Genomic DNA, 19819 nt, shown 5'->3' with positions numbered 1-19819 from the left:
TGCCATCAACCGGCCCTACAGATTGAACGCGGGCGCGTGCGAGGGCTGGTACAGCAGGATGTCGTCGGCGCCGGGCACCTGCAGCATCGCGCCCGTGCCGAAACCCAGGTCCGTTGACTCTGAGCTGAAGCCCGCGCCGCGGCTTTCCAGTTCGGACATGGTGGCCGCCAGGTCGTCGCACATCAGGGCGATCTGGTGGTGGCGCGGGGCAGAAAACTCCTCGCCTTCCCAGACGCCGCTTGTCGGATGCACGCCCAGCTCGCTCGGACCGGTCTTGAAAATCAGCCAGTCCTCGCCCGAGCCGGCGTCGGGAACCGAGGGCCACTGCAATACGTCGCGCAGGAACGCCCGGGTAGCCGTCGGATCATCGGAGTAGATCAGCGTGTGCACGGAAGTGATCATGGACCTAGGCTAACGCCCAGCACTGCCTCCGGTAACCTCCACCGGGACGTCCCGGTGCGGCTTGTCTTGCGGCAGACCCCGGGGCAGACTGTGCTGATACAGCCCCGGGTGGGCGGTGACAGCCTCAGCCAGCCCCAAGGAGCGCAATGACCAGCCTGGAAAACGAGGTCACTACGGCCGAAGCGGAGTTCGGTGCCTGGCACAGAAAGCGCAATGACGCCTTGGCCGAGGATTTCGGCCTCCTGACCCTCACCTCGTTCCAGTGGCTCGCCGCTGAACCGTCAGCCGTCGATCTTGTCCCCGGACTGTGGAGCGCCGGCCGAGCGGTGGCGGCACTGAACGCCGGCGACTCGGATGGCTTCGTTATGTACGACGGCGGCACACCGGTCCGCGGATCCTCACCCAGGCGGTGGCCGAGCGTGGCCAGACAATGTGGGTGCGCTGGTGCGCCGGTCCGGAACAGGTGGCGGTGGAGCTGGCCAGGCGGGACGGCCGCTATCTGATCCGCACGCGAGCCGCCTCCACGCCGGCACAGCAGAATTTCAGCGGCGTGCCGGTCTTCGACTTCGATCCGGACTGGATTCTCAAGGGCAGCTATGTTCCGTACGACTCGCCCCAGGTCTCGCGGATCTCCACGTCCCGCAGCGATACCTCGCTGACCGTGGTCCTGGCGGGCGAGATCACCTTCAACTACCAGGGCTCAAGCTACCGGCTGCGGGCCGAGTTCGAACCGGGCACGGGCGCGCTGCGCGTGACCTTCCACGATGCGACCAATGGACTTGGTACCGCGCCCTGGCGCTTCCTCGACGTGCCGCCGCCTGCGCTGGACGGAACGGTACTGCTGGATTTCAACCGCGCGCAGAACTATGCAGGGAACCAGCTTCCCCTCGCAGTCACCGCCGGGGAGAAGCTGCCGGTCTGACCGGCTCAGGCGATGGCGGAAATGCCCGTGACCGCGCGGCCCACAATCAGGCTGTTGATCTCGTACGAGCCCTCGTACGTGTAGATCGCTTCGGCGTCGGAAAAGATCTTGGCCATGAGGTAATCGGTCACGATCCCGTTGCCGCCCAGAATGGACCGGCCCAGCGAGACGGTCTCGCGCATCCGCGCCGAAGTGTAGGACTTGGCGAGCGCGGCCTGCGCCATGTCAGCCCCGCTGTGCCGGGTGCCCCGCGGGCCGGTGTGGCTCTCCTCCTGCAGCTGGGCGACCCGGGCCAGCATGCCCAGCGACGCCGTGGCATTGCCGAGCATCCGCACCAGCTGGTCCTGGATCAGCTGGAAACTCGCGATCGGGCGGCCGAACTGCTCGCGTTCCAGCGCATACCGCCGGGCCACCTCGTAGGCCGCGAGCTGCTGGCCGACCGCCTGCCAGCCCACCATGATGCGCGAGCCCCGCAGCAGATGCTTGGTGTCGTCGAAGCTGCCGATCCCGGCAAACCGGTCCGCTTCCGCAACGCGGACATTGTCGAGGATGATGTCCGCGTTCTGCACCGTGCGCAGGGAGATCTTGTTGCCGATCCGCTCAGCCCGGAACCCCTCCAGCTTCGAGTCCACAATGAACCCGCGCACCTGGTTAGTGTCTTCGTCCCGGGCCCAGACCAGCATGTAGTCGCAGAAGGTTCCATTGCCGATCCAGCGCTTGGCCCCGTTGAGGATCCAGTCCCCGCCCTCGCGGCGCGCCCTGGTTGCCATGCCGCCGGCGACGTCGGAACCGTGCTCCGGTTCGGTCAGCGCGAAGGCGCCGGTGATGCGCAGCGCCAGAGCGTCCTCAAGCAGGCGGGCCTTCTGCTCAGCGCTGCCGAACTCGTACAGCGCCTGCACAAACAGGTCGTGGTGGACCATGAAGAAGGTGGCGATGGATGTGTCCGCGCGGGTCATTTCGGCGATGACCAGCCCGGCGAAGAGGTGGCTGTAGCCCTGCTGGACCGGCGTGCTCAGCTCCAGCCCGGCCAGTCCGGGCAGCAGCTCCGCCGGAAAGCGGCCGCGGTTCCACCAGTCCACCGCATGCGGTTCCACCTCGGCGGCGAGGAACTCGCGCAGCTGTGCCAGCTTCAGCCGCTCCCGGTCGCTGAGCAGGGACTCGAACCCGTAGAAGTCCGGCCGCGGCAGGTCCGCCATGTTCACCGTGTCCCCAGTGCCCGGCATTAGCGCGGCGCCATCCGGATGGCGCCGTCCAGCCGGATGACCTCCCCGTTGAGCATGGCATTGTCGATGATGTGCGCTGCGAGGTTGGCGTATTCGCCAGGCCGGCCCAGCCGGGACGGATGCGGCACCTGCTGCCCGAGCGAATCCTGTGCCTCCTGCGGCAGCCCGGCCATCATCGGCGTCTCGAAGATGCCCGGGGCAATGGTGACCACGCGGATCAGCGAGCGCGCCAGTTCGCGGGCGATCGGCAGCGTCATGGCAGCCACGGCTCCCTTGGAAGCGGCGTACGCCGGCTGGCCGACCTGCCCGTCGAAGGCAGCCACGGACGCGGTGTTGATGATGACGCCGCGCTCGGGCCCGCCCAGTTCCGTGCTGACCGGCTCGGTCTCGGCCATGGCGGCGGCCGCCAGACGGATCACGTTGAAGGTGCCGATGAGGTTGATCTGCACTACCTTGCTGAAGTTCTCCAGCGGGAGCACGCCGCCGCGTCCCAGCACCTTGCCCGGGGTGGCAACTCCGGCACAATTGACGACGACGCGCAGCGGGCCGAGCGAAACGGCCGCGTCAACCGCCGCCTGCACGTCTTCTTCGCTGGTCACATCGGCCGGCGCGAAGACGGCCCGTTCCCCCAGTTCCGCCGAATACTCGGCCCCCGCGGATCCCGGGAGGTCAACCAGCACCACGGAGGCCCCGGCGTCGTACAAGCGGCGGGCGGTGGCAGCCCCCAGGCCGGACGCCCCCCCGGTCACCAGCGCAACGGAATTGGCAATCTCCACGTCAACCTCCTGAAATGAATCCTTTCCGCCAGCCTAGTGTGGTCCGGCGCACAACGCATTCGGGCGGCTGGCCACTGGGCAAAATTCCTTTCGTGAATACTCGGACCGGGACAGCTACGCTGGTCAGATGGTCGCAGAGTCCAGCAAGCTTCCCGGCGAACACCCGCCCCCGCCCAGGTTCGCCTCGGGCCGGGCGGACGAGGCCGCCGTCGCTGTCATCCGGCACTTCGGCCAGCGTCTGCTGTGCCTCCCGTTCACCCATCTGGGGGCCGTGGCCAGGCCGCGGCAGAGCTACCTGCCGCTGGTCGGGCCGTGGCACTACTGGTGGCAGGCGCACTATCTGGACTGCCTGGTGGATGCAGGCTGGCGCGAACTCGAACACCAGCAGCACTACGACGGCGGGTTCGGCGTCAGCGCCGGCCAGCTCGGTGCGCGTCTGCTGCGCAGCATCAAGTGGCGCAACTGCTTCCGGTTCACCAACTCCTACTATGACGACATGGCCTGGCTGGCGCTGGCCGTCGGCCGCCTGGACGTGCTGGCCGCCGCGACGGGCAAGCCGCGGTTCCGCAACCGGGCCGCTGCCCGCGCATTGCTGCCGGCGCTGGAATCAGCCCATACCGCGGACCTGGGCGGCGGACTGTTCTGGAACACCAAGCGCGATTTCAAGAACACTCCCGCCACGGCCCCGGCCGCCCTCCATTTTGCCCGCATCGGCCAGACGGACCGCGCGGCGGCCCTGCTGGACTGGCTGGATGACAAGCTTTACGACGGCGTTTCCGGGCTGTACCAGGACGGGCTGCGCATTGTGGGCGGCGAGCCGGTGCTGGTGCCGGACATCTACAGCTACAACCAGGGTCCGGTGCTGGCGGCGCTGCTGGAAGTGGGCCGGGAGGCAGACCTGCGGCGTGCCGCCGACCTGATCAAGGCGGTGGCCGCCGGGCTCACCGCCGACCATGACGGCATGCCCGTGCTGCGCACCCACGGCGATGGCGACGGCGGACTGTTCACCGGGATCCTGGCGCGCTATCTGGCCGTTGCTGCCAATTCGGATCGGCTGCCCGTAGACGCCCGGGAGCAGGCGCGCACGCTGGTAGCCAACACCGCCGCGGCGTTCTGGTCCGGCCGCCGGCTGGAGAACCACCGGACGTGGGAGGTGCTGGTGTTTTCCAAGGATCCCGCCCTGCCGGCCAAGACCACTTATCCGCCGGGCGAGCGCGTGCAGCTCTCCACCCAGCTACAGGCCTGGATGACGCTCGAAGCCGCCGCATCCGTCGCCTGACAACCGGCGTCGTTGTCACGTTTCGACAATAAGTCACACAAGCGTTGCCGATTTACTGCGGCTTCTGCCACAATGACGAGCACAGGTGAGCTAAGCCTTACCTAATATTTACCGGGCAACGCGGTGGGGACCGCGCCCGGTCCTCATTTTCCTGAAAGGTTCTCCATGAAGATCCGATTTCCGCAGCTTTCCGCAGCCGCCATCGTCGCCGCCGCTGCACTGACCCTGTCCGCCTGTGGCTCCGGCTCGGCCTCGCCGGCACCCGAAGGATCCACCGCCGCCGCGGCCGGTGAACTCACCGTCTACAACGCCCAGCACGAATCCATGACCCAGGCCTGGGTGGATGCGTTCGAGGCCGAGACGGGCATCAAGGTGAACGTCCGCCAGGGCAAGGACACCGAGATGAGCAACCAGATCATCGCCGAGGGGGATGCCTCCCCCGCCGATGTCTTCATCACCGAGAATTCACCGGCCATGACGCAGGTGGAAAACGCCGGGCTCTTCGCCGACATCTCCTCCACCGTGCAGGAGAACGTGCCCGAGCAGTACCGGCCGTCGTCGAACAAGTGGTCAGGCGTCGCGGCCCGGTCCACGGTCTTCGTGTACAACAAGGACGCCGTGAAGGAAGCCGACCTGCCGGCGTCGATCATGGATCTGGCCGATGACAAGTGGGCCGGAAAGTGGGGAGCGGCTCCGGGCGGAGCGGACTTCCAGGCCATCGTCTCCGCCATGCTGGAACTCGAAGGCGAAGAGGCCACCGCCGAATGGCTCAAGGCCATGAAGGAGAACGCCAAGGCCTACCCGAAGAACGGCGCTGCCATGAAGGCCGTCAACACCGGAGAGGTCGACGGCGCCGTCATCTACCACTACTACTACACGGCGGACCAGGCAGAGACGGCGGAGAACTCCGGCAACGTTGCCCCGCACTACTTCAAGAACCAGGATCCGGGCGCCTTTGTCAGCGTCTCCGGCGGCGGCGTCCTGAAGTCCTCCCAGCACCCGGAAGAGGCGATGCAGTTCCTTGAATTCATCACTTCCAAGCAGGGCCAGGAGTCTCTGGCAACGGGCAGCGATTACGAGTACCCGGTGGGCAAGGACGTCACCCCGCGCGAAGGACTCGTTCCCCTCGAGGAACTCGAAGCTCCCTCCGTCGATGCCGCCAAGCTGAACAGCCAGAAGGTTGTCGAGCTCATGACGGATGCCGGCCTGTTGTAGAACTGCCCATGTCGGTTCATCCACGAACGCGTACCGGTAGCCGGGGCCCTGCGGTCCCGGCTACCGGTGCGCCGTCCGCCGACGTTTCAGTTGAGCTGACCCAAGCCGCGCAGCGGGGCTCTCCGGCTTCGACCGACGCTGCTCCACCGGGCGCTGCTCCGTCTGGCACAGTTGCCGGCGTTGCGTCACCCCGCATCATTCCGTCCGGCCCCAACCTGCCCGGCCCGCAACATCCGGTTCGGCGCGCACTCCGGCGCAGGCGCAGCGCTGCGCGGCCGCCGTACGGAACGGTAGCCGCCGCCGTCGTTATTTCGCTGGCAACCCTGGTGCCGCTGGGCTTCGTCATCGTGATGACGGTGGCCACCGGCTGGGAAACGGCGGCGGAGCTGATCTTCCGGCCCCGCGTGGGCGAGCTGCTGTTCAACACGGTGGCGCTGGTGCTGGCCGCGGTGCCGCTGTGCATCCTGATCGGCATTGCGGCGGCCTGGCTGGTGGAGCGGACGCAGCTGCCCGGCGCGAGGTTCTGGTCCCTGGTGCTCGCCGCGCCGCTGGCCGTGCCCGCATTCGTCAACAGCTATGCCTGGGTGAGCACCATTCCGTCGCTGGGCGGGATCGGCGGCGGCACGCTGATTTCAGTGCTCTCCTATTACCCGCTGGTGTACATTCCCGCGGCCGCGGCCCTGCGCCGGATGGACCCCGCGCTCGAGCAGTCCGCGGCGTCGCTCGGGCTGGGACGCTGGCGCACCTTTTTCCGCGTGGTCCTGCCCCAGCTCTGGCTGCCGATCACCGGCGGCGCGCTGCTGGTGGGCCTGCACCTGCTGGCCGAGTTCGGCGCGTTTTCGATGATTCGGTTCGCCACCTTCACCACCGCGATCATGGAGCAGTACCAGTCCACCTTCAACGGCGCGGCCGCCAACATGCTCGCCAGCGTGCTGGTCTTCATCTGCCTGCTGATGCTGCTTGCCGAATCCCGCCTGCGGGGCAACGCCCGGTACGCGCGCCTGGGCTCCGGGGTAGCCAGCCGCCCGCCTGCCCTGCCGCTGGGACGCTACCGGGTTGCCGCCGTCGTTGGCGTGCTGGCCCTGGCGGTGCTGGCGCTCGGGGTGCCGCTGGGCAACATCCTGCGCTGGCTGCTGGCCGGCGGAGCGGAAATCTGGGATCTGCCGGTGATCGGCGAGACGCTGCTGCAGACCCTCGGTTTCGGCCTGGCCGGCGCGCTGCTGACCGTGGTGCTGGCGTTCCCCGTGGCATGGCTGGCCGTGCGGTACCCGGGCTGGTTCACCAAGCTGCTGGAAAGCACCAACTACATCACGTCCTCGCTGCCCGGCATTGTGGTGGCGCTGGCCTTCATCACCGTGGCGATCAACTTCGCGCGGCCGCTCTACCAAACGGTGCCGCTGGTCATCGCCGCCTACGTGCTGCTGTTCCTGCCGCGGGCGCTGGTGAACCTGCGCGCCGGGCTGGCGCAGGCGCCGCAGGAGCTCGAAGAGGCCGCGCGGTCGCTGGGCAGTTCGCCGTTCAGGGCGTTCCTGCGGGTGACCCTGCGCCTGACCGCGCCCGCTGCCGCCGGCGGGGCCGCCCTGGTTTTCCTGGGCATTGCCAACGAGCTGACCGCCACCTTGCTGCTCGCGCCCACGGGCGTGAACACGCTGGCCACGCGCTTCTGGGCGCTGAGTTCGGAGATCGACTACACCGGCGCCGCGCCGTACGCGCTGATCCTGATCCTGCTCTCGCTGCCGATGACCTACCTGCTTTACACCCAGTCGCAGAAAGCTGCCGGGCAATGACCTTTGTGAAAGGGACCCGCCTGTGAGCCCCGCGGACATTCCGGTGCCGGAGGGCCACCTGGTCGTCGATGCCGTCACCAAGTCCTTTGGAGATACGTCCGTGCTCCGCGGCGTCAGCCTGTCCGTCCAGAGGGGAATTACGACGGCGATCGTAGGCCCCTCGGGCAGCGGCAAGACTACCTTGCTCCGGCTGATTGCCGGCTTCGAGGCACCGGACTCCGGCCGCATTACGCTCGACGGCGAGGCGGTGGCCAACGGTGGCCGACTGGTTCCCGCGCACCGGCGGAACGTGGGTTATGTGGCCCAGGACGGAGCGCTCTTCCCGCACCTGAGCGTGGGCCGGAATATCGCCTTCGGGCTGGAGAAGAAGCGGTTCGCTTCCCGGCCGGCGGTGGAACGCCGGGTCGCCGAACTGCTGGCCATGGTCTCGCTGGAACCCGGATACGCCGGGCGCCGGCCGGACGAGCTCTCCGGCGGCCAGCAGCAGCGCGTCGCCCTGGCCCGGGCGCTGGCCCGCGAGCCGGAGCTGATGCTGCTGGACGAACCGTTCAGCGCTCTGGACGCCGGCCTCCGGGTGGCTACCCGCAAGGCGGTGGCCCGCACCCTCGCGGCGGCCGGGGTGACCACCATCCTGGTCACGCACGACCAGGCGGAGGCACTGTCCTTCGCCGACCAGGTGGCGGTGATGCGCCGCGGCGTCCTGGCCCAGATCGGCAATCCCTTTGTGGTTTACACCCGGCCCGCGGACCGGGAAACGGCCGAGTTCCTCGGCGATGCGGTGATCCTCAACGCGGAGCTGCAGGGTTCCCTGGCCACCTGCGCGCTTGGCGGTATCCCGGTCCGCCGGCCCACATGCCAGGGGAAGGTGCACCTGATGCTGCGCCCGGAGCAGATCCGTATTTCCGACGGCGGACCCATCCGCGGCACCGTGCTGGAGACGGACTTTTTCGGGCCGGAGGTGACGGTGCGGCTGGAACTGCACGGACCCGAGGACGGCCAGGGAAACCGGCAGCGCGGGGAGACCATCACCATCCGCCACTGGAATGCGACGCTGGCCAAGCCCGGCTCGGAACTGTTCCTGCGCGTGATCGGCGAGGGCGTGGCCTTCCCGGCCTGAGTCTTTCCCGAACCTGGGCTACGGCTTTTTCTTCTGCGGGTACGGTGCCTCGTGCCGGGCCAGCATCTCCACGAAACCCGTGATCTTCTTCCGCCGGGCGTCCTCGGTCTTGAGCTGGCTGAGCCGGAAAATCAGCGCGAACCGGTTCTGCGAGGTCAGCACGTCGAACATGGCCTGCGCCCGAGGCACGGCAGCGATCGCCGCGGCGAGATCCTCGGGTACTTCCGCCGTCGCGGGTCCGGCGTAGGCCTTGTCCCACCGCCCATCGGCCTGCGCCGCCGCGACCGCCGCGCGGCCGGCGTCGTGCATTTTTCCTGCCGCCTCCAGCTGCTCGATCCGTGCCACGTTGCGCAGCGACCAGATGCTGCGCTTGCCCCGCGGGCTGAACCGCTGGAAGGAACTCTCGGCGTCGCGCCGCTTGGCCTGCCCGTCGATCCAGCCGAAACACAGCGCTTCTTCGAGGGCGCCGGCATAGTCGAGCGTGGTGACGGTTCCGCCCTTCTTGTGCAGCACCAGCCACACGCCGGGCGAGCTGTCATGGTGCTCCTGAAGCCAGGCACGCCAGGCGGCGGCGTCGGGCAGCAGCAGTTCGGGGAGTTCGACAGCCATGCGCACACACTAGCCGCGCAACCGGCCGCCGCGCCATACTCTGGGAAGAGGCCGCTACCGAGGAGACAAAAAATGCTGCGTGTCCGCCCCGTCCACTACACCTCCCGCATGCACGAGTACAAGGAACTGCTGACCGCGCTCGGGCTCGCCGTCACCGCCGACTACGAGACCTGGATGGAGTTCGACGCCGGCCACGGGCGGCTCGCCGTCCACGCCATGCCCGCAGGGCCCGACGACGGCGTCACCTCTCTCGGCTTCGAGGCGCGGGACCTGGAGGAATTCCGCCGCCGGACCGAGGAAGCGGGGACGCGGGCCGAGCCGTTCTCGGCGGACCACGGCGGCAGCGTGAAGGTCACCTCGCCGGAGGGCACCGTGTTCCTGGTGGACCGGGCGAACGAGGCGGCCGAACCGCATGATGCGGATCGGTCACTGACGGTAGCCGCGGTGTGGACCACAACCGAGCTGCCCACCGCGGCCAAGGTGCTCGCGGATATCGGTGCCCGCCGGCGTTCTGCGGCACGGGCTGGCGGCCAGTCCGAGTTCAGCCAGGTGGACTGGGACCTGACCGACGTGGGCCGGGTTGACTTCGCCGCCAAGAACGGCGGGATCATCACGGTGCAGCAGGGCACTGCTGCCGGGATTGCCCTCGGCTTCGAGTACGACGGCGGGCTCGAGGTTCTGCGCGACAGGCTGGCCTCGGCCGGAATCCAGGCGCGGCTGGCCGAGGACGACGCCGGCGCCCGCGTCCTCCTCGTGCCGGACCCGGACGGCTCGAGCAGTGCAGGCGGCGCAGGCGGCGCAGGCGGCGGGAACATCAGCATCCGGGAGGCAACCGCACCGCAGGCGTGATCTTACGCTCTACGGAAAACCCGCACCCTCCCGGCTGGTCCCGCGTGACGGGCGCATCAGCCGTGCGGTACAACAAGTACATGAATGTTCGCACTCCCGACCCGTATCCAGGCTGGCTCTCCGAAGAGGATCTCTACGAGGCCCGGCAGCGTTTGCCCATGGTCTACGTGGAGGCCGTGCCGGTACGGCTGGATTCCCTCGGCTATGTGACCGAAGTCGGGCTTTTGCTGCAGGCTTCCGACGAGGGGCAGATGGTGCGCACCTTTGTCTCGGGGCGGGTGATGTACCGGGAGACCATCCGTGCGGCGCTCATCCGGCATCTGGAAAAGGATCTTGGGCCGCTGGCGTTCCCGCAGCTGCCGGCCTCCCCGGTGCCCTTTACCGTGGCCGAGTACTTCCCTTCCCCGTCGGAAACCGGGATGACCGATGACCGCCAGCATTGTGTCGCGCTGGCCTATCTGATCCCCGTCACCGGCGAGTGCGAGCCCCGGCAGGACGCACTGGAACTGACCTGGATGACGCCGGACGACGCCCTGAGCCCGGAGGTCCAGTCGGAGTTCGTCGGCGGGCGCGGCAACCTGCTGCGCCATGCGCTGGCCCACGCCGGCTGGTGCCGCTGACCTCCTGATAACGACGGCGGAGGTCCGGCTTTCGTCTCCGGCGCACCGACCGTTGGCCCCGGCGGAATGCCGGACGACGCGCCCTCCGGCCGCCGTCGTAATCCCTGCCTTCCGCGGGGTGCGGCACCCCAACGGGTGTCCCTGATCCGCTGCCTTCGTTAGCCGCGCGTCATGAAGGATGCCGGCTGCTGCCACGTGCTACCGGCGTGGCGCAACTTCGGCTTGAGAGGTAACAAATTCATATACTGAGGTTTGACCCTGAGCTTTGGAGGACCACCCAATGACCGAGCAACAGCCACAGACATACGTCCATAATGTCAAAGCTGAGGCGGTTGAACCGGGCCATATGTTTCTGCGTCGGCGCGGAAAACAATCGGCCGCGGTGGTGTCCTCCGCCGTCGAGAAGGATGATTTCGGCTCGCCGGCCTTGGTGATTGCGAAGCTGGCGGACGGAACGCAGGTGCGCATCGCCCACGGTTCGAGCATCCGGGTTGCCTCCACGCGGCCCTTCCAGAAGGCTCCGACCGTCCTGACCAACAGCGACCTTGAGCTGATCCCCGCCGAGGAGGGCACTCCGGAGGCGGTCATCGTGGGCACCGCGCGGGCCCATCCGAAGGACATCAGGGTCCAGCGCCTCGCCGCCCGCCTGAGCAAGGGACTGAACACCAAGGCCGGCAGCAACCTGCAGGATGTCCGCGATCTGGCCCACCGGCTGTTCGTCGACCTGGCGGATGAGGACAACGCTCTCCATGTCTGCCGCTTGGTAACGGACCTGCCCTTCGACGGCAACTTCGGGCGCTGGAAGTGGATCCAGTCCACCCTGGCGATCGCCGCCTACATCACCCACGAGGCCGGCGACATCGAGGAGTCGCAGCGGCTCGGCGACGCCATGCGCGCCCCGGACGAGGCCGAAGAGGAAGATCCACTGCGCGCCAAGATGAACGCAGTGGTACGCCAGCGTCAGCTCAACGAGCCCAACCTCTACGACTCGGAGATCCACCGGGCGATGGCCTCCGGCGATCAGTCGGCGGAGCACGAATGGCGCGTCGAACGCCTTTCCACACTGATGTACCTTCGCACCCACGGCGGCTCCGAGACCCTGGAGCCGGCCGAACTGGACCGCCGCATCGCGAATGAACTGGTGGCCATCCGCGCACTGAACGGCAAGCTGACCGCCCCCTGACCACCGTCCTGCCCAGACCTCTGGCCAGTCCAAGGGGCCGGGGGTAAAGTCGGCCTCATGACGGATAGCGCTGTGAAAACAGAATCAGAATCTGGTCCCCGCAAGCTCAGCGTCCACATCAACGCAGACGCCCAGCAGGTATGGATCATGCTGCGCGAACCCAAACGGCTTGCGCAGTGGCACGGCTGGGAGCTGGACGGCCTCGATGAGGAGATCAAAGAGATCTACTTTGCCGGCGCCGTCGAAAGCCCTGATCACAAGAAGCTCACGCTGGGCAATGGCGATACGTTCATCATCGAGCCGGTAGAGGACGGCGTCCAGCTGACGCTCGAACGCGGACTCCTGGATCCGGCATCGGAAATGGCGCATTGGGACAAGGACCTCACCGAGGGGTGGACCACGTTCCTCCAGCAGCTGCGTTTCATGCTTGAGCGGCATCCGAACACCCCGCGGCAGACAACATACTTTTCGGCCGATTCCGTACCCGAAGGCGGCCTCCTGCAGAGCCTGAGCCTGACGGTCCTGCCGGAGCCCGACGAGCCGTACGAGGCGACCCTGAGCACGGGCGAATCGATCAGCGGGAAGGTCTGGTTCCGCACTGAAGCGCAGCTAGGACTGACGGTACAGTCCTATGCCGAGCACGGGGACGGTCTGCTGATTCTCGCCACCATGCCCCAACTTATGGACGAAAGGCCCGACGGCGGCACGCAGGTTCTGATTACCACCTACGGCTTGGGTGCCAAGTCGCTCGCCGCCATCCGGGACGCCTGGGACGGCTGGCGGACGCAGCACTTCCCCTCCTCGGAGCCGTTGTCCACGCGCAGCCGCTCCCGCGACGAACTGCCCGTCCGCTAGAGCCAACGCTTCGCCGGATTGCCCTAAAGACCTAGCTTCTTTTCCGCTCCATCTTTTGAACGTGTTCATTTTCGTGTTCTACTGGAAATTGAACACGTTCAATTCATCACGCTCTGGTCGGAAGGTGCGCTATGGCAGCCGAAGAGAAACCAGCTCGCACGCCCAAAAGTGCGCAGACCCGGGCGGCTCTCGTCGAGACGGCTCTCCAGATGTTCCGCAGCCAGGGCTATGACAAGACCACCATGCGTTCCATTGCCGATAAGGCAGGACTCTCCGTCGGCAACGCCTACTACTACTTCCCATCCAAGGACGCGCTGGTTCTCGAACTCTATGACCGGCTGCAGGATGAGCACCGGGAACGGGCCGTTGCCCTCCTGGAGGATGGAAAAGGCCTGAACGCACAGCTACGGGCAATCCTTCACACCGGCATCGACGTGATGACGCCGTACCACGAATTCGGCGCAAATTTCATCAATGTAGCCATTGCACCGAAATCGCCTACCAGCCCTTTCGGACCAGGCGCAGGAGTTGCGCGCGGCAAGGCTGTCGCACTCTTTCGCGAAGCGCTGCAACGCTCACGCCAGCAACCGCCGCCTGCCATTCGGGAAGAACTGCCCGAACTGCTCTGGCTGCTGTATATGGGCATCACTTTGTTCTGGGTCTACGACCAGTCTCCGGGGCAGAAACGAACGCGCAGCCTGATCGACAAGACCGCTCCGCTTGTCGCCAAGCTCGTAGCGCTATCACGGCTTCCGGGGGTCCGGAAGATCACCGAGGACATCGCGGGTCTTGTGCGGGAGGTAAAACGTGACTGACAATGCCGAGAATCCGGCGGCGGCGGCCCCAGCGACAGTGGTTCTGGCCGGAGCATCAGGCTTTATTGGGCGCTGGTTCCAGGATCAATTTGCCGAAGCCGGCACTACCATGCGCACCATCGGACGCCAGCCCGAAGACAGTGCGCACTGGGACATTCCGGAGGCTATGGCCAATGCCTTGAACGGTGCCGATCTGCTGGTCAATCTCGCCGGGCGTTCCGTTAGCTGCCGCTACAACCAGCGCAACCGGGACGAGATCCTGGACTCGCGCACGCGGACCACCGCGCAACTTGGCAGCGCTTTGGCGTCGGTTCAGCGGCAGGGCGGAACGCCGCCGTCGTTATGGGTTAATGCGAGCACCGGGACGATTTACCGGCACGCCGAGGACCGCCCGCAGACCGAAGCCGAGGGTGAATTGGGCACCGGATTTTCCGTTGACGTTGCCAAGGCATGGGAGCAGGCCCTGCACGAGGCCGCAACACCGGGAGTCCGGCAGGTTGCCCTGCGCATCGCCATTGTGCTTGGTCCCGGAGGCGGTGTGATGGATCCGTTCAAGAACCTGGCCCGCTGCGGTTTGGGCGGCCATATGGGCACGGGGAACCAGAAGTTCAGCTGGATCCATGTCCAGGATCTTTACCGCGCGGTGCTGCATCTTTATGCGCATCCAGAACTGTCCGGGCCGGTCAACGCTGCCGCGCCTGAGGTGGTCAGCAACCGCGAACTGATGCAGGCCGTACGTCACGCCTACCGGATGCCCGCGGGCCTTCCGACGCCGCGCTGGCTGCTGGAGCTGGGAGCAGTGATGATTCGGACGGAGACGGAGCTGGTGCTCAAGAGCCGCTGGGTAGGCGCGGAAAAGCTGGCGCAGTCAGGCTTTGCCTTCCGCTATCCCAACTTGGACGCCGCGCTGGCGAGCATCGTCGGCCTGTCGCCTGGTCCTGCTGTGTCGCGCGCCTGAACCCGTCAGGCCTCGGGATCCTGGTGCTTCCGCAGCCGGCGGCGGGTCTTTTCCCGCAGCGTGCGCTGATGCATCAGGTAGACCAGGCTGAGGCCCACAAGCGCGCCGATGGCCGTCTGGATGGCGCGGTCCACCATCAGGGCGGTCGGGTCCGTAGGCGCCGCCAGCTCGGTCATCAGCAGTGCCAGCGGCGTGATGAAGATCAGCGCCAGTGCGTAGTGGCGCAGCACAAACATCTCCGCAGCGAACTGCAGCACGATCACTATCAGCACCATTACCCACGGCGCCGGATGCGGTGCCAGCAGCAGTCCGGCGGCAGCCACCCCGGCAAACGTACCCAGGATGCGGTGGACGCCCTTGTTCACGCGCTGCGCCAGGCTCGGACCGGCGATCGGTGCCACGGCGGCCACCATCGCCCAATAGTTGTGGCCCAGGCCCACCATCGTTGCCAGCGCCCCCGCGGCAAGGGCGGCCAGGGCGTTGGCGCCGGCTTCGACGCCGAATTCGCGCCAATGCCCGGGAGTCAGGATGCGGCGTTCGGGCGCGGCCATGGAGGTCCGCCAAGCCGGCCGCAAGCGGCTGCTGATGCCGATCAGCATGGCCAGCACCACGCTGGCCAGACCGGTCAGCATCGCCTGCCAGAGCGGCGTCGTCAGCGGGATGGAGCCGACGGCGGCGTAGCCGAAGGTAAAGAAGATGACCCCGGCGGGGCGCAGCTGGAAGTAGTTCACCGCCAGCGACCACAGCCCGGCCACGATGGTGGTGCCGAAAACGATTCCCCAGGGGCCGGCGCCGACCGCCGAGGTCAGGGCGCCCGCAAACATGACCAGCAGGATCAGCACGCCGAACTGGCCCTGATGCCGGAGCCGCACGCCGTGGGCCTCGCCGCGGCCGTATATTCCGGTAAAGGCACCGAAAGCGGCGAAGATCATCAGGTCGAAGCGGCCCGCCGCCAGCAGGATGAGCAGCGGCAGTCCCACGCTGACGGCACAGCGCGTGGCCACAACGTGATCCCGGCGGGCCGGGCCCACGCGGAAAAACTCGCGCACATGGTGTTTCACGTTACGGCTCACCGCCTTTCATCGAGCGTTTACAGCCTGCCACGGCCGGACGTGCGGCCAATTTATCGTGCAAACAAGAGACTGCTTCAATTTTGTGAGCAGTCAGACAAGGCTCCGGCGGAACCGCCAGCCCCGTGGCGTAAGGCAAAATGGATAGGTGCCGCAATCTGATTTCTCCTTTACCGTAGGCAAACGCCTGTCCGAAACCGCCCCACCCACCGCCGCCCAGGTCGAGGCCAACGGCGGTGAATTCAAAGGGCGCACCGGCACCATCGCCACCCCGCATGGCGACATCCAGACGCCGGCGTTCATCGCCGTCGGCACCAAGGCCACGGTGAAGGCTGTGCTCCCCGAATCCATGAAGGACCTCGGCGCGCAGGCACTGCTGGCCAATGCTTACCACCTCTACCTGCAGCCCGGCCCGGAGATTCTTGACGAGGCCGGCGGTCTGGGAAAGTTCATGAACTGGGCCGGCCCCACCTTCACCGACTCGGGCGGTTTCCAGGTGATGAGCCTGGGCTCCGGCTTCAAGAAGGTCATCAACATGGACGCGGCCGCCGAGGCCGGGGCCGGTTCCGGCGCCGATGATCGCGTGGCGGCGGGCAAGGAACGCCTCGCCCACGTGGATGACGACGGCGTCTGGTTCAAGTCCCACCTCAACGGCGACCGGCACCGGTTCACGCCGGAAATCTCCATGCAGGTCCAGCACCAGCTCGGCGCGGACATCATGTTCGCCTTCGACGAGCTGACCACGCTGATGAACTCCCGCGCCTACCAGGAGCTCAGCCTGGAGCGGACCCGGCTCTGGGCCGAGCGCTGCATCGTGGAGCATGAGCGGCTGACCAAGGAGCGTTCGCACCGGCCGTACCAGGCGCTGTTCGGCGTCATCCAGGGCGCCCAGTACGAGGACCTGCGCCGCAAGGCCAGCAGCGACCTCGGCGCCATGAACTTCGACGGCTTCGGCATCGGCGGCGCGTTGGAAAAGGAGAACCTGGGCACCATTGTGCGCTGGTGCAACGAGGAACTCCCCGAGGACAAGCCGCGCCACCTGCTGGGCATTTCCGAACCCGATGACATCTTCACCGCCATCGAAAACGGCGCGGACACCTTCGACTGCGTCTCCCCCACCCGGGTGGCCCGCAACTCCGCCTTCTACACCCCGGACGGCCGGAAAAACCTCTCCAACGCCAAGTTCAAGCGTGACTTCACCCCGCTGGTGGAGGGCTGCGACTGCTACGCCTGCGCCAACTACACCCGCGCCTACATCCACCACCTGTTCAAGGCCAACGAGATGGTCAGCCACACCCTGATCTCCATCCACAACGAGCGCTTCACCGTGAAACTGGTCGACGACGCCCGCCTGGCCATCGAGGACGGCTCTTTCTTCGACTTCAAAAACGAGGTCTTGGGACGCTACTACGCCTGACCCCCGGCCGGCGGAACCTGCGGTACAGCAACCACAAACCAAGTACGACGGCGGCAATCACCACGATCACGAGCGCTGGCAACAGTACGGCAGCCAAGGCGAGCGACAGGCTCGCCGTGTCCTCGGCCGTGCTGACCACCGGCGCCGCAGTGCCGACGGTCGCAGCGTTCAGCACCGGCCGGGTCATCATCTTCACCAGGTGGACGGCAAAGGCGATAACAATGCCGATGACCACGGGGATCCAGGCGTCGCCGCCGAAGAACGCATCCGGGTCTGAAACGGTCACGGTTTCCGAAGACACCCCGCTGCCGAAGACGATGCCGCCGGCAGCCGGCCGGATGACGGTCTGGATCCAGTCGTTGACGCTGTCCACCATCGGGATTTTGTCCGCGGCGATCTCAAGTACCAGCAGCAGGCCCACAATCAGCAGCACCCACCCGTTGCCCAGCCACGCCCACTCGGCGGGCAACTGGACCAGGTCCGTGTACCGGTCCAGCAAACCAAGGAGCAGCATCGGAATGAACGCATTCAGTCCCGCTGCCACAGACAATCCCGTGCCGGTCAGGATTTCGAGCATGGCATAAGAGTAATCCCAATTCAGCGGGTCCGACGTGGCCAAACGCTTCTATACTGGCGCCATGGGACCGTCGCTGGTTTTTGGCGCCGTGGCTTCCAGCGCACTGGTGCTGGGCGCACTCATCGGAGTGAAGTTCGAGTTGCCCAAGCGGTTCCTGGCCATGTTGCTCTCCTTCGCGGCGGGCGCCTTGATCACCGCGTTGAGTTTCGAGCTCTTCCAGGACGCCTACCAGCACGGCGGCATCTGGCGGGCGGCCATCGGGCTCTTCGTGGGCGCGGCGGTCTTCACCGCCTTGAGTGCCTTGCTTGACCGCTGGGCCCAGCCCAAGTCGCGGCCTACCCCGGCCGACCAATATCAGGGCAGCGCCAAGCTCGACACCAACGCGGCTGCCGAGGACCGCGCGCCCACCAAGGAATCCACCCGGGGTGCAGCGGGCATGGCCCTGCTGGCCGCCGTAACCCTCGACGGCGTGCCGGAGAACGTCGCCCTGGGCGTCGCGCTGACGGAAGGAACCGGCGGGCTGGCCCTGCTGGCCGCGATCTTCGTGTCCAACCTGCCGGAGTCGCTCGTCGGCGCTTCCTCCATGCGCAGCCAGGGCAAGTCCACGGGCAAGATCCTCGGCCTGTGGCTGGCGTGTGCGGTGCTGCTCGTCATCGCCGTCGTTATTGGGGCCGGTCCCCTGTCGGGCAGCGACCCGGAAACCATCTCCCTGCCGCTGGCTTTCGCCGCCGGCGCGGTCATCGCCTCGCTTGCGGACACCCTCATGCCCGAGGCGTTCGAGCACGGCGGTCCGGCGGTAGCGCTGAGTACCGCCGCCGGTTTTGTCCTGTCGTTCGTGCTGTCGCTCGCCTAAGGATGGCCGCTCAGTTCTCCACCCATTTCCCCGCCGCACTTTCCCGTGGCCGGGCCATTGACGCACGCCCTGCGAGCGGGTAATCCGGTGTACATGACTCCAACAGGATTAACGCAGGACGCTGGCTGGGAAATGGGAGTCCGCAAGACGGTTCCAGCACCGTTGCCCCGGGTCTGGGATTTCCTCATCGGCGAGGGTCTGCCGCTGTGGCTGGGCGAAACGGCCCTCGGCACCCGCCGCCGCGACCAATATGAAACCACGGACGGCACCCGGGGCGAAATCCGCAGTTTCCACCCGCACGAGCGGATCAGGCTGACCTGGGAACCGCAGGACTGGGATCACGATTCCATCCTGCAGATCACGCTGATGCAGGTACAGGCAGGCACCACCATCGGCTTCCACCAGGAGCATCTGGCCAGTGCCGCTGAGCGGGAGAAGATGCTCGATCACTGGCACGACGTTGCCGATCGGATCGCCGCCGCCCTTGGCAAGAGAACCGCGCGTTAGGGCGCTGCCGTCCGGGCGCGGCCCGGGGTGAGGGCGCTGCCTGCTTTAGGACGCAACCCCGTACGAAGGTTCCCGCTTCTTCACCCAGCCGATGGCCGCCGTCGTAAGTGGAACGAAGAGGAACTCAACCAGGGTTTTGTAGACAAAGCCGACGACGACGTAGTTCACGAACGTCGGGATATCCGTAATGCCGATGACCGACGCCGCGATCGAGCAGAAGATCAGCGTGTCCGCGAATTCGCCGACGCCGGTGGAGCCCATCAGCCGCGCCCACAGCTTGCGTTCCCCGAAGCGCTCCTTCATCTTGACCAGCATCCAGGAATTCAGCGTCTGGCCGACCAGGAAGCCCAGCAGGCTCGCGAGCACAATCAAGGGCACCGGGCCGAGGGCCAGCTCCAGCGCCTCCTGCTTGGCGAGGCCGAAATCGTCGTTGAAGCCGGGCAGCGCGATGATGACCCAGTAGCAGAGCGAGGCGAAAACGGACAGGGCGAACGTGGTGAGGATAGCCTTGCGCGCCACCTTGAAGCCGTACACCTCGCTGACCACATCGCCCAGGATGTAGGCCAGCGGGAAGAGGAAGAAACCGCCGTCGGTAATGATCGGGCCGATGGCCACGCCCTTGGACGCGCCGATGTTGGACAGGATCAGCACCACGGCCATGGCCGCAAGCATGATGCCGAAATACGGGCTGCCGATCGAGGCGAACTTGGCCGGCGCATGGCCGGGGCGGGATTTCTGCAGGTCAGTCATTGTGGTTTTGTACCTTTTTGGAAGTAGTGGTTCGC

22 protein-coding genes are annotated in these 19819 nt (G+C 66.6%); 15 read left to right on the top strand and 7 right to left on the bottom strand.

Annotated elements, in window-relative coordinates; translation table 11 throughout:
* Positions 1–15: 15 nt before the first annotated feature.
* Positions 16–402, bottom strand: coding sequence for a VOC family protein (locus AC3A4M_RS09270; RefSeq protein ID WP_498735452.1), 387 nt, complete (start codon positions 400–402; stop codon positions 16–18).
* A gap of 146 nt (positions 403–548) precedes the next feature.
* On the opposite strand from AC3A4M_RS09270, the gene AC3A4M_RS09265 reads away from it, so the two are divergent.
* A complete protein-coding gene (locus tag AC3A4M_RS09265; protein WP_498735450.1) occupies positions 549–905 on the top strand; it encodes a hypothetical protein in 357 nt (118 codons plus the stop codon).
* Positions 839–1324, top strand: a complete 486-nt coding sequence (locus tag AC3A4M_RS09260; RefSeq protein ID WP_498735449.1) for a DUF1684 domain-containing protein — start codon at positions 839–841, stop codon at positions 1322–1324. The genes AC3A4M_RS09265 and AC3A4M_RS09260 overlap by 67 nt, the downstream gene beginning before the upstream one ends.
* A gap of 5 nt (positions 1325–1329) precedes the next feature.
* Here AC3A4M_RS09260 and AC3A4M_RS09255 read toward each other — a convergent pair whose 3' ends face one another.
* Both AC3A4M_RS09255 and AC3A4M_RS09250 read right to left on the bottom strand, forming a co-directional pair.
* Positions 1330–2547 (bottom strand): acyl-CoA dehydrogenase family protein, encoded by a 1218-nt coding sequence (locus AC3A4M_RS09255; RefSeq protein WP_498735447.1) that lies wholly within the window; start codon positions 2545–2547, stop codon positions 1330–1332.
* Complete coding sequence (locus tag AC3A4M_RS09250; protein ID WP_498735446.1) at positions 2547–3323, bottom strand: 3-hydroxyacyl-CoA dehydrogenase; 777 nt, start codon at positions 3321–3323, stop codon at positions 2547–2549. The genes AC3A4M_RS09255 and AC3A4M_RS09250 overlap by 1 nt, the downstream gene beginning before the upstream one ends.
* Before the next feature lie 127 nt (positions 3324–3450).
* Here AC3A4M_RS09250 and AC3A4M_RS09245 point away from each other — a divergent pair, with 127 nt between their 5' ends.
* The 4 genes from AC3A4M_RS09245 (at position 3451) to AC3A4M_RS09230 (ending at position 8721) form a co-directional block, all read left to right on the top strand.
* The gene (locus AC3A4M_RS09245; protein ID WP_498735444.1) at positions 3451–4602 is read left to right on the top strand and encodes a glycoside hydrolase family 76 protein; all 1152 of its coding nucleotides are present in this window, start codon (positions 3451–3453) and stop codon (positions 4600–4602) included.
* A gap of 165 nt (positions 4603–4767) precedes the next feature.
* Complete coding sequence (locus AC3A4M_RS09240; RefSeq protein WP_498735442.1) at positions 4768–5817, top strand: iron ABC transporter substrate-binding protein; 1050 nt, start codon at positions 4768–4770, stop codon at positions 5815–5817.
* Between the two features lie 8 nt (positions 5818–5825).
* The gene (locus AC3A4M_RS09235) at positions 5826–7604 is read left to right on the top strand and encodes an ABC transporter permease (RefSeq protein ID WP_498735440.1); all 1779 of its coding nucleotides are present in this window, start codon (positions 5826–5828) and stop codon (positions 7602–7604) included.
* 22 nt (positions 7605–7626) lie between these two features.
* Complete coding sequence (locus tag AC3A4M_RS09230) at positions 7627–8721, top strand: ABC transporter ATP-binding protein (protein ID WP_498735438.1); 1095 nt, start codon at positions 7627–7629, stop codon at positions 8719–8721.
* Between the two features lie 18 nt (positions 8722–8739).
* Here the strand turns inward: AC3A4M_RS09230 and AC3A4M_RS09225 are convergent, their stop codons facing one another.
* The gene (locus AC3A4M_RS09225; RefSeq protein WP_498735436.1) at positions 8740–9330 is read right to left on the bottom strand and encodes a YdeI/OmpD-associated family protein; all 591 of its coding nucleotides are present in this window, start codon (positions 9328–9330) and stop codon (positions 8740–8742) included.
* Between the two features lie 72 nt (positions 9331–9402).
* On the opposite strand from AC3A4M_RS09225, the gene AC3A4M_RS09220 reads away from it, so the two are divergent.
* The 6 genes from AC3A4M_RS09220 to AC3A4M_RS09195 all read left to right on the top strand — a co-directional run bounded on the left by AC3A4M_RS09220 (position 9403) and on the right by AC3A4M_RS09195 (position 14610).
* Positions 9403–10179, top strand: coding sequence for a VOC family protein (locus tag AC3A4M_RS09220; RefSeq protein ID WP_498735434.1), 777 nt, complete (start codon positions 9403–9405; stop codon positions 10177–10179).
* An 80-nt stretch (positions 10180–10259) separates the two neighbouring features.
* Complete coding sequence (locus tag AC3A4M_RS09215; RefSeq protein ID WP_139004158.1) at positions 10260–10799, top strand: NUDIX hydrolase family protein; 540 nt, start codon at positions 10260–10262, stop codon at positions 10797–10799.
* A gap of 280 nt (positions 10800–11079) precedes the next feature.
* On the top strand, positions 11080–11982 hold the full coding sequence (locus AC3A4M_RS09210) for a DUF6707 family protein (RefSeq protein ID WP_074699874.1): 903 nt from the start codon (positions 11080–11082) through the stop codon (positions 11980–11982).
* Positions 11983–12054: 72 nt separating this feature from the next.
* Positions 12055–12837 carry an SRPBCC family protein gene (locus AC3A4M_RS09205; RefSeq protein ID WP_498735431.1) on the top strand — a complete coding sequence of 261 codons (783 nt, stop codon included), beginning with the start codon at positions 12055–12057 and terminating at the stop codon, positions 12835–12837.
* Positions 12838–12968: 131 nt separating this feature from the next.
* Positions 12969–13652: a TetR/AcrR family transcriptional regulator gene (locus AC3A4M_RS09200; protein ID WP_498735429.1), complete on the top strand. Its 684-nt coding sequence runs from the start codon at positions 12969–12971 to the stop codon at positions 13650–13652.
* Positions 13645–14610, top strand: coding sequence for a TIGR01777 family oxidoreductase (locus AC3A4M_RS09195; RefSeq protein ID WP_498735428.1), 966 nt, complete (start codon positions 13645–13647; stop codon positions 14608–14610). Before AC3A4M_RS09200 ends, AC3A4M_RS09195 begins: the two co-directional genes overlap by 8 nt.
* Positions 14611–14615: 5 nt before the next feature.
* On the opposite strand, the gene AC3A4M_RS09190 is transcribed toward AC3A4M_RS09195, so the two are convergent.
* Positions 14616–15683 carry an FUSC family protein gene (locus tag AC3A4M_RS09190; RefSeq protein WP_498735426.1) on the bottom strand — a complete coding sequence of 356 codons (1068 nt, stop codon included), beginning with the start codon at positions 15681–15683 and terminating at the stop codon, positions 14616–14618.
* Between the two features lie 145 nt (positions 15684–15828).
* Between AC3A4M_RS09190 and tgt the strand changes: the two genes are divergently transcribed.
* Complete coding sequence (gene tgt, locus AC3A4M_RS09185) at positions 15829–17097, top strand: tRNA guanosine(34) transglycosylase Tgt (RefSeq protein WP_498735424.1); 1269 nt, start codon at positions 15829–15831, stop codon at positions 17095–17097.
* Here the strand turns inward: tgt and AC3A4M_RS09180 are convergent.
* Positions 17063–17674, bottom strand: coding sequence for a DUF4126 domain-containing protein (locus AC3A4M_RS09180; protein WP_498735422.1), 612 nt, complete (start codon positions 17672–17674; stop codon positions 17063–17065). The two genes, tgt and AC3A4M_RS09180, sit on opposite strands and share 35 nt — an antisense overlap.
* Before the next feature lie 61 nt (positions 17675–17735).
* Here AC3A4M_RS09180 and AC3A4M_RS09175 point away from each other — a divergent pair, with 61 nt between their 5' ends.
* Positions 17736–18527 (top strand): ZIP family metal transporter, encoded by a 792-nt coding sequence (locus AC3A4M_RS09175; RefSeq protein ID WP_498735420.1) that lies wholly within the window; start codon positions 17736–17738, stop codon positions 18525–18527.
* Between the two features lie 93 nt (positions 18528–18620).
* A complete protein-coding gene (locus AC3A4M_RS09170; RefSeq protein WP_498735418.1) occupies positions 18621–19034 on the top strand; it encodes an SRPBCC domain-containing protein in 414 nt (137 codons plus the stop codon).
* 45 nt (positions 19035–19079) lie between these two features.
* Here AC3A4M_RS09170 and AC3A4M_RS09165 read toward each other — a convergent pair whose 3' ends face one another.
* A complete protein-coding gene (locus AC3A4M_RS09165) occupies positions 19080–19784 on the bottom strand; it encodes a queuosine precursor transporter (protein WP_498735416.1) in 705 nt (234 codons plus the stop codon).
* Between the last annotated feature and the right edge of the window lie 35 nt (positions 19785–19819).

The organism is Arthrobacter sp. Soil_C_60, assembly GCF_057656375.1.
Note: the sequence above shows the minus strand (reverse complement) of the source record. Positions and strands in the feature narration are given on the sequence as shown.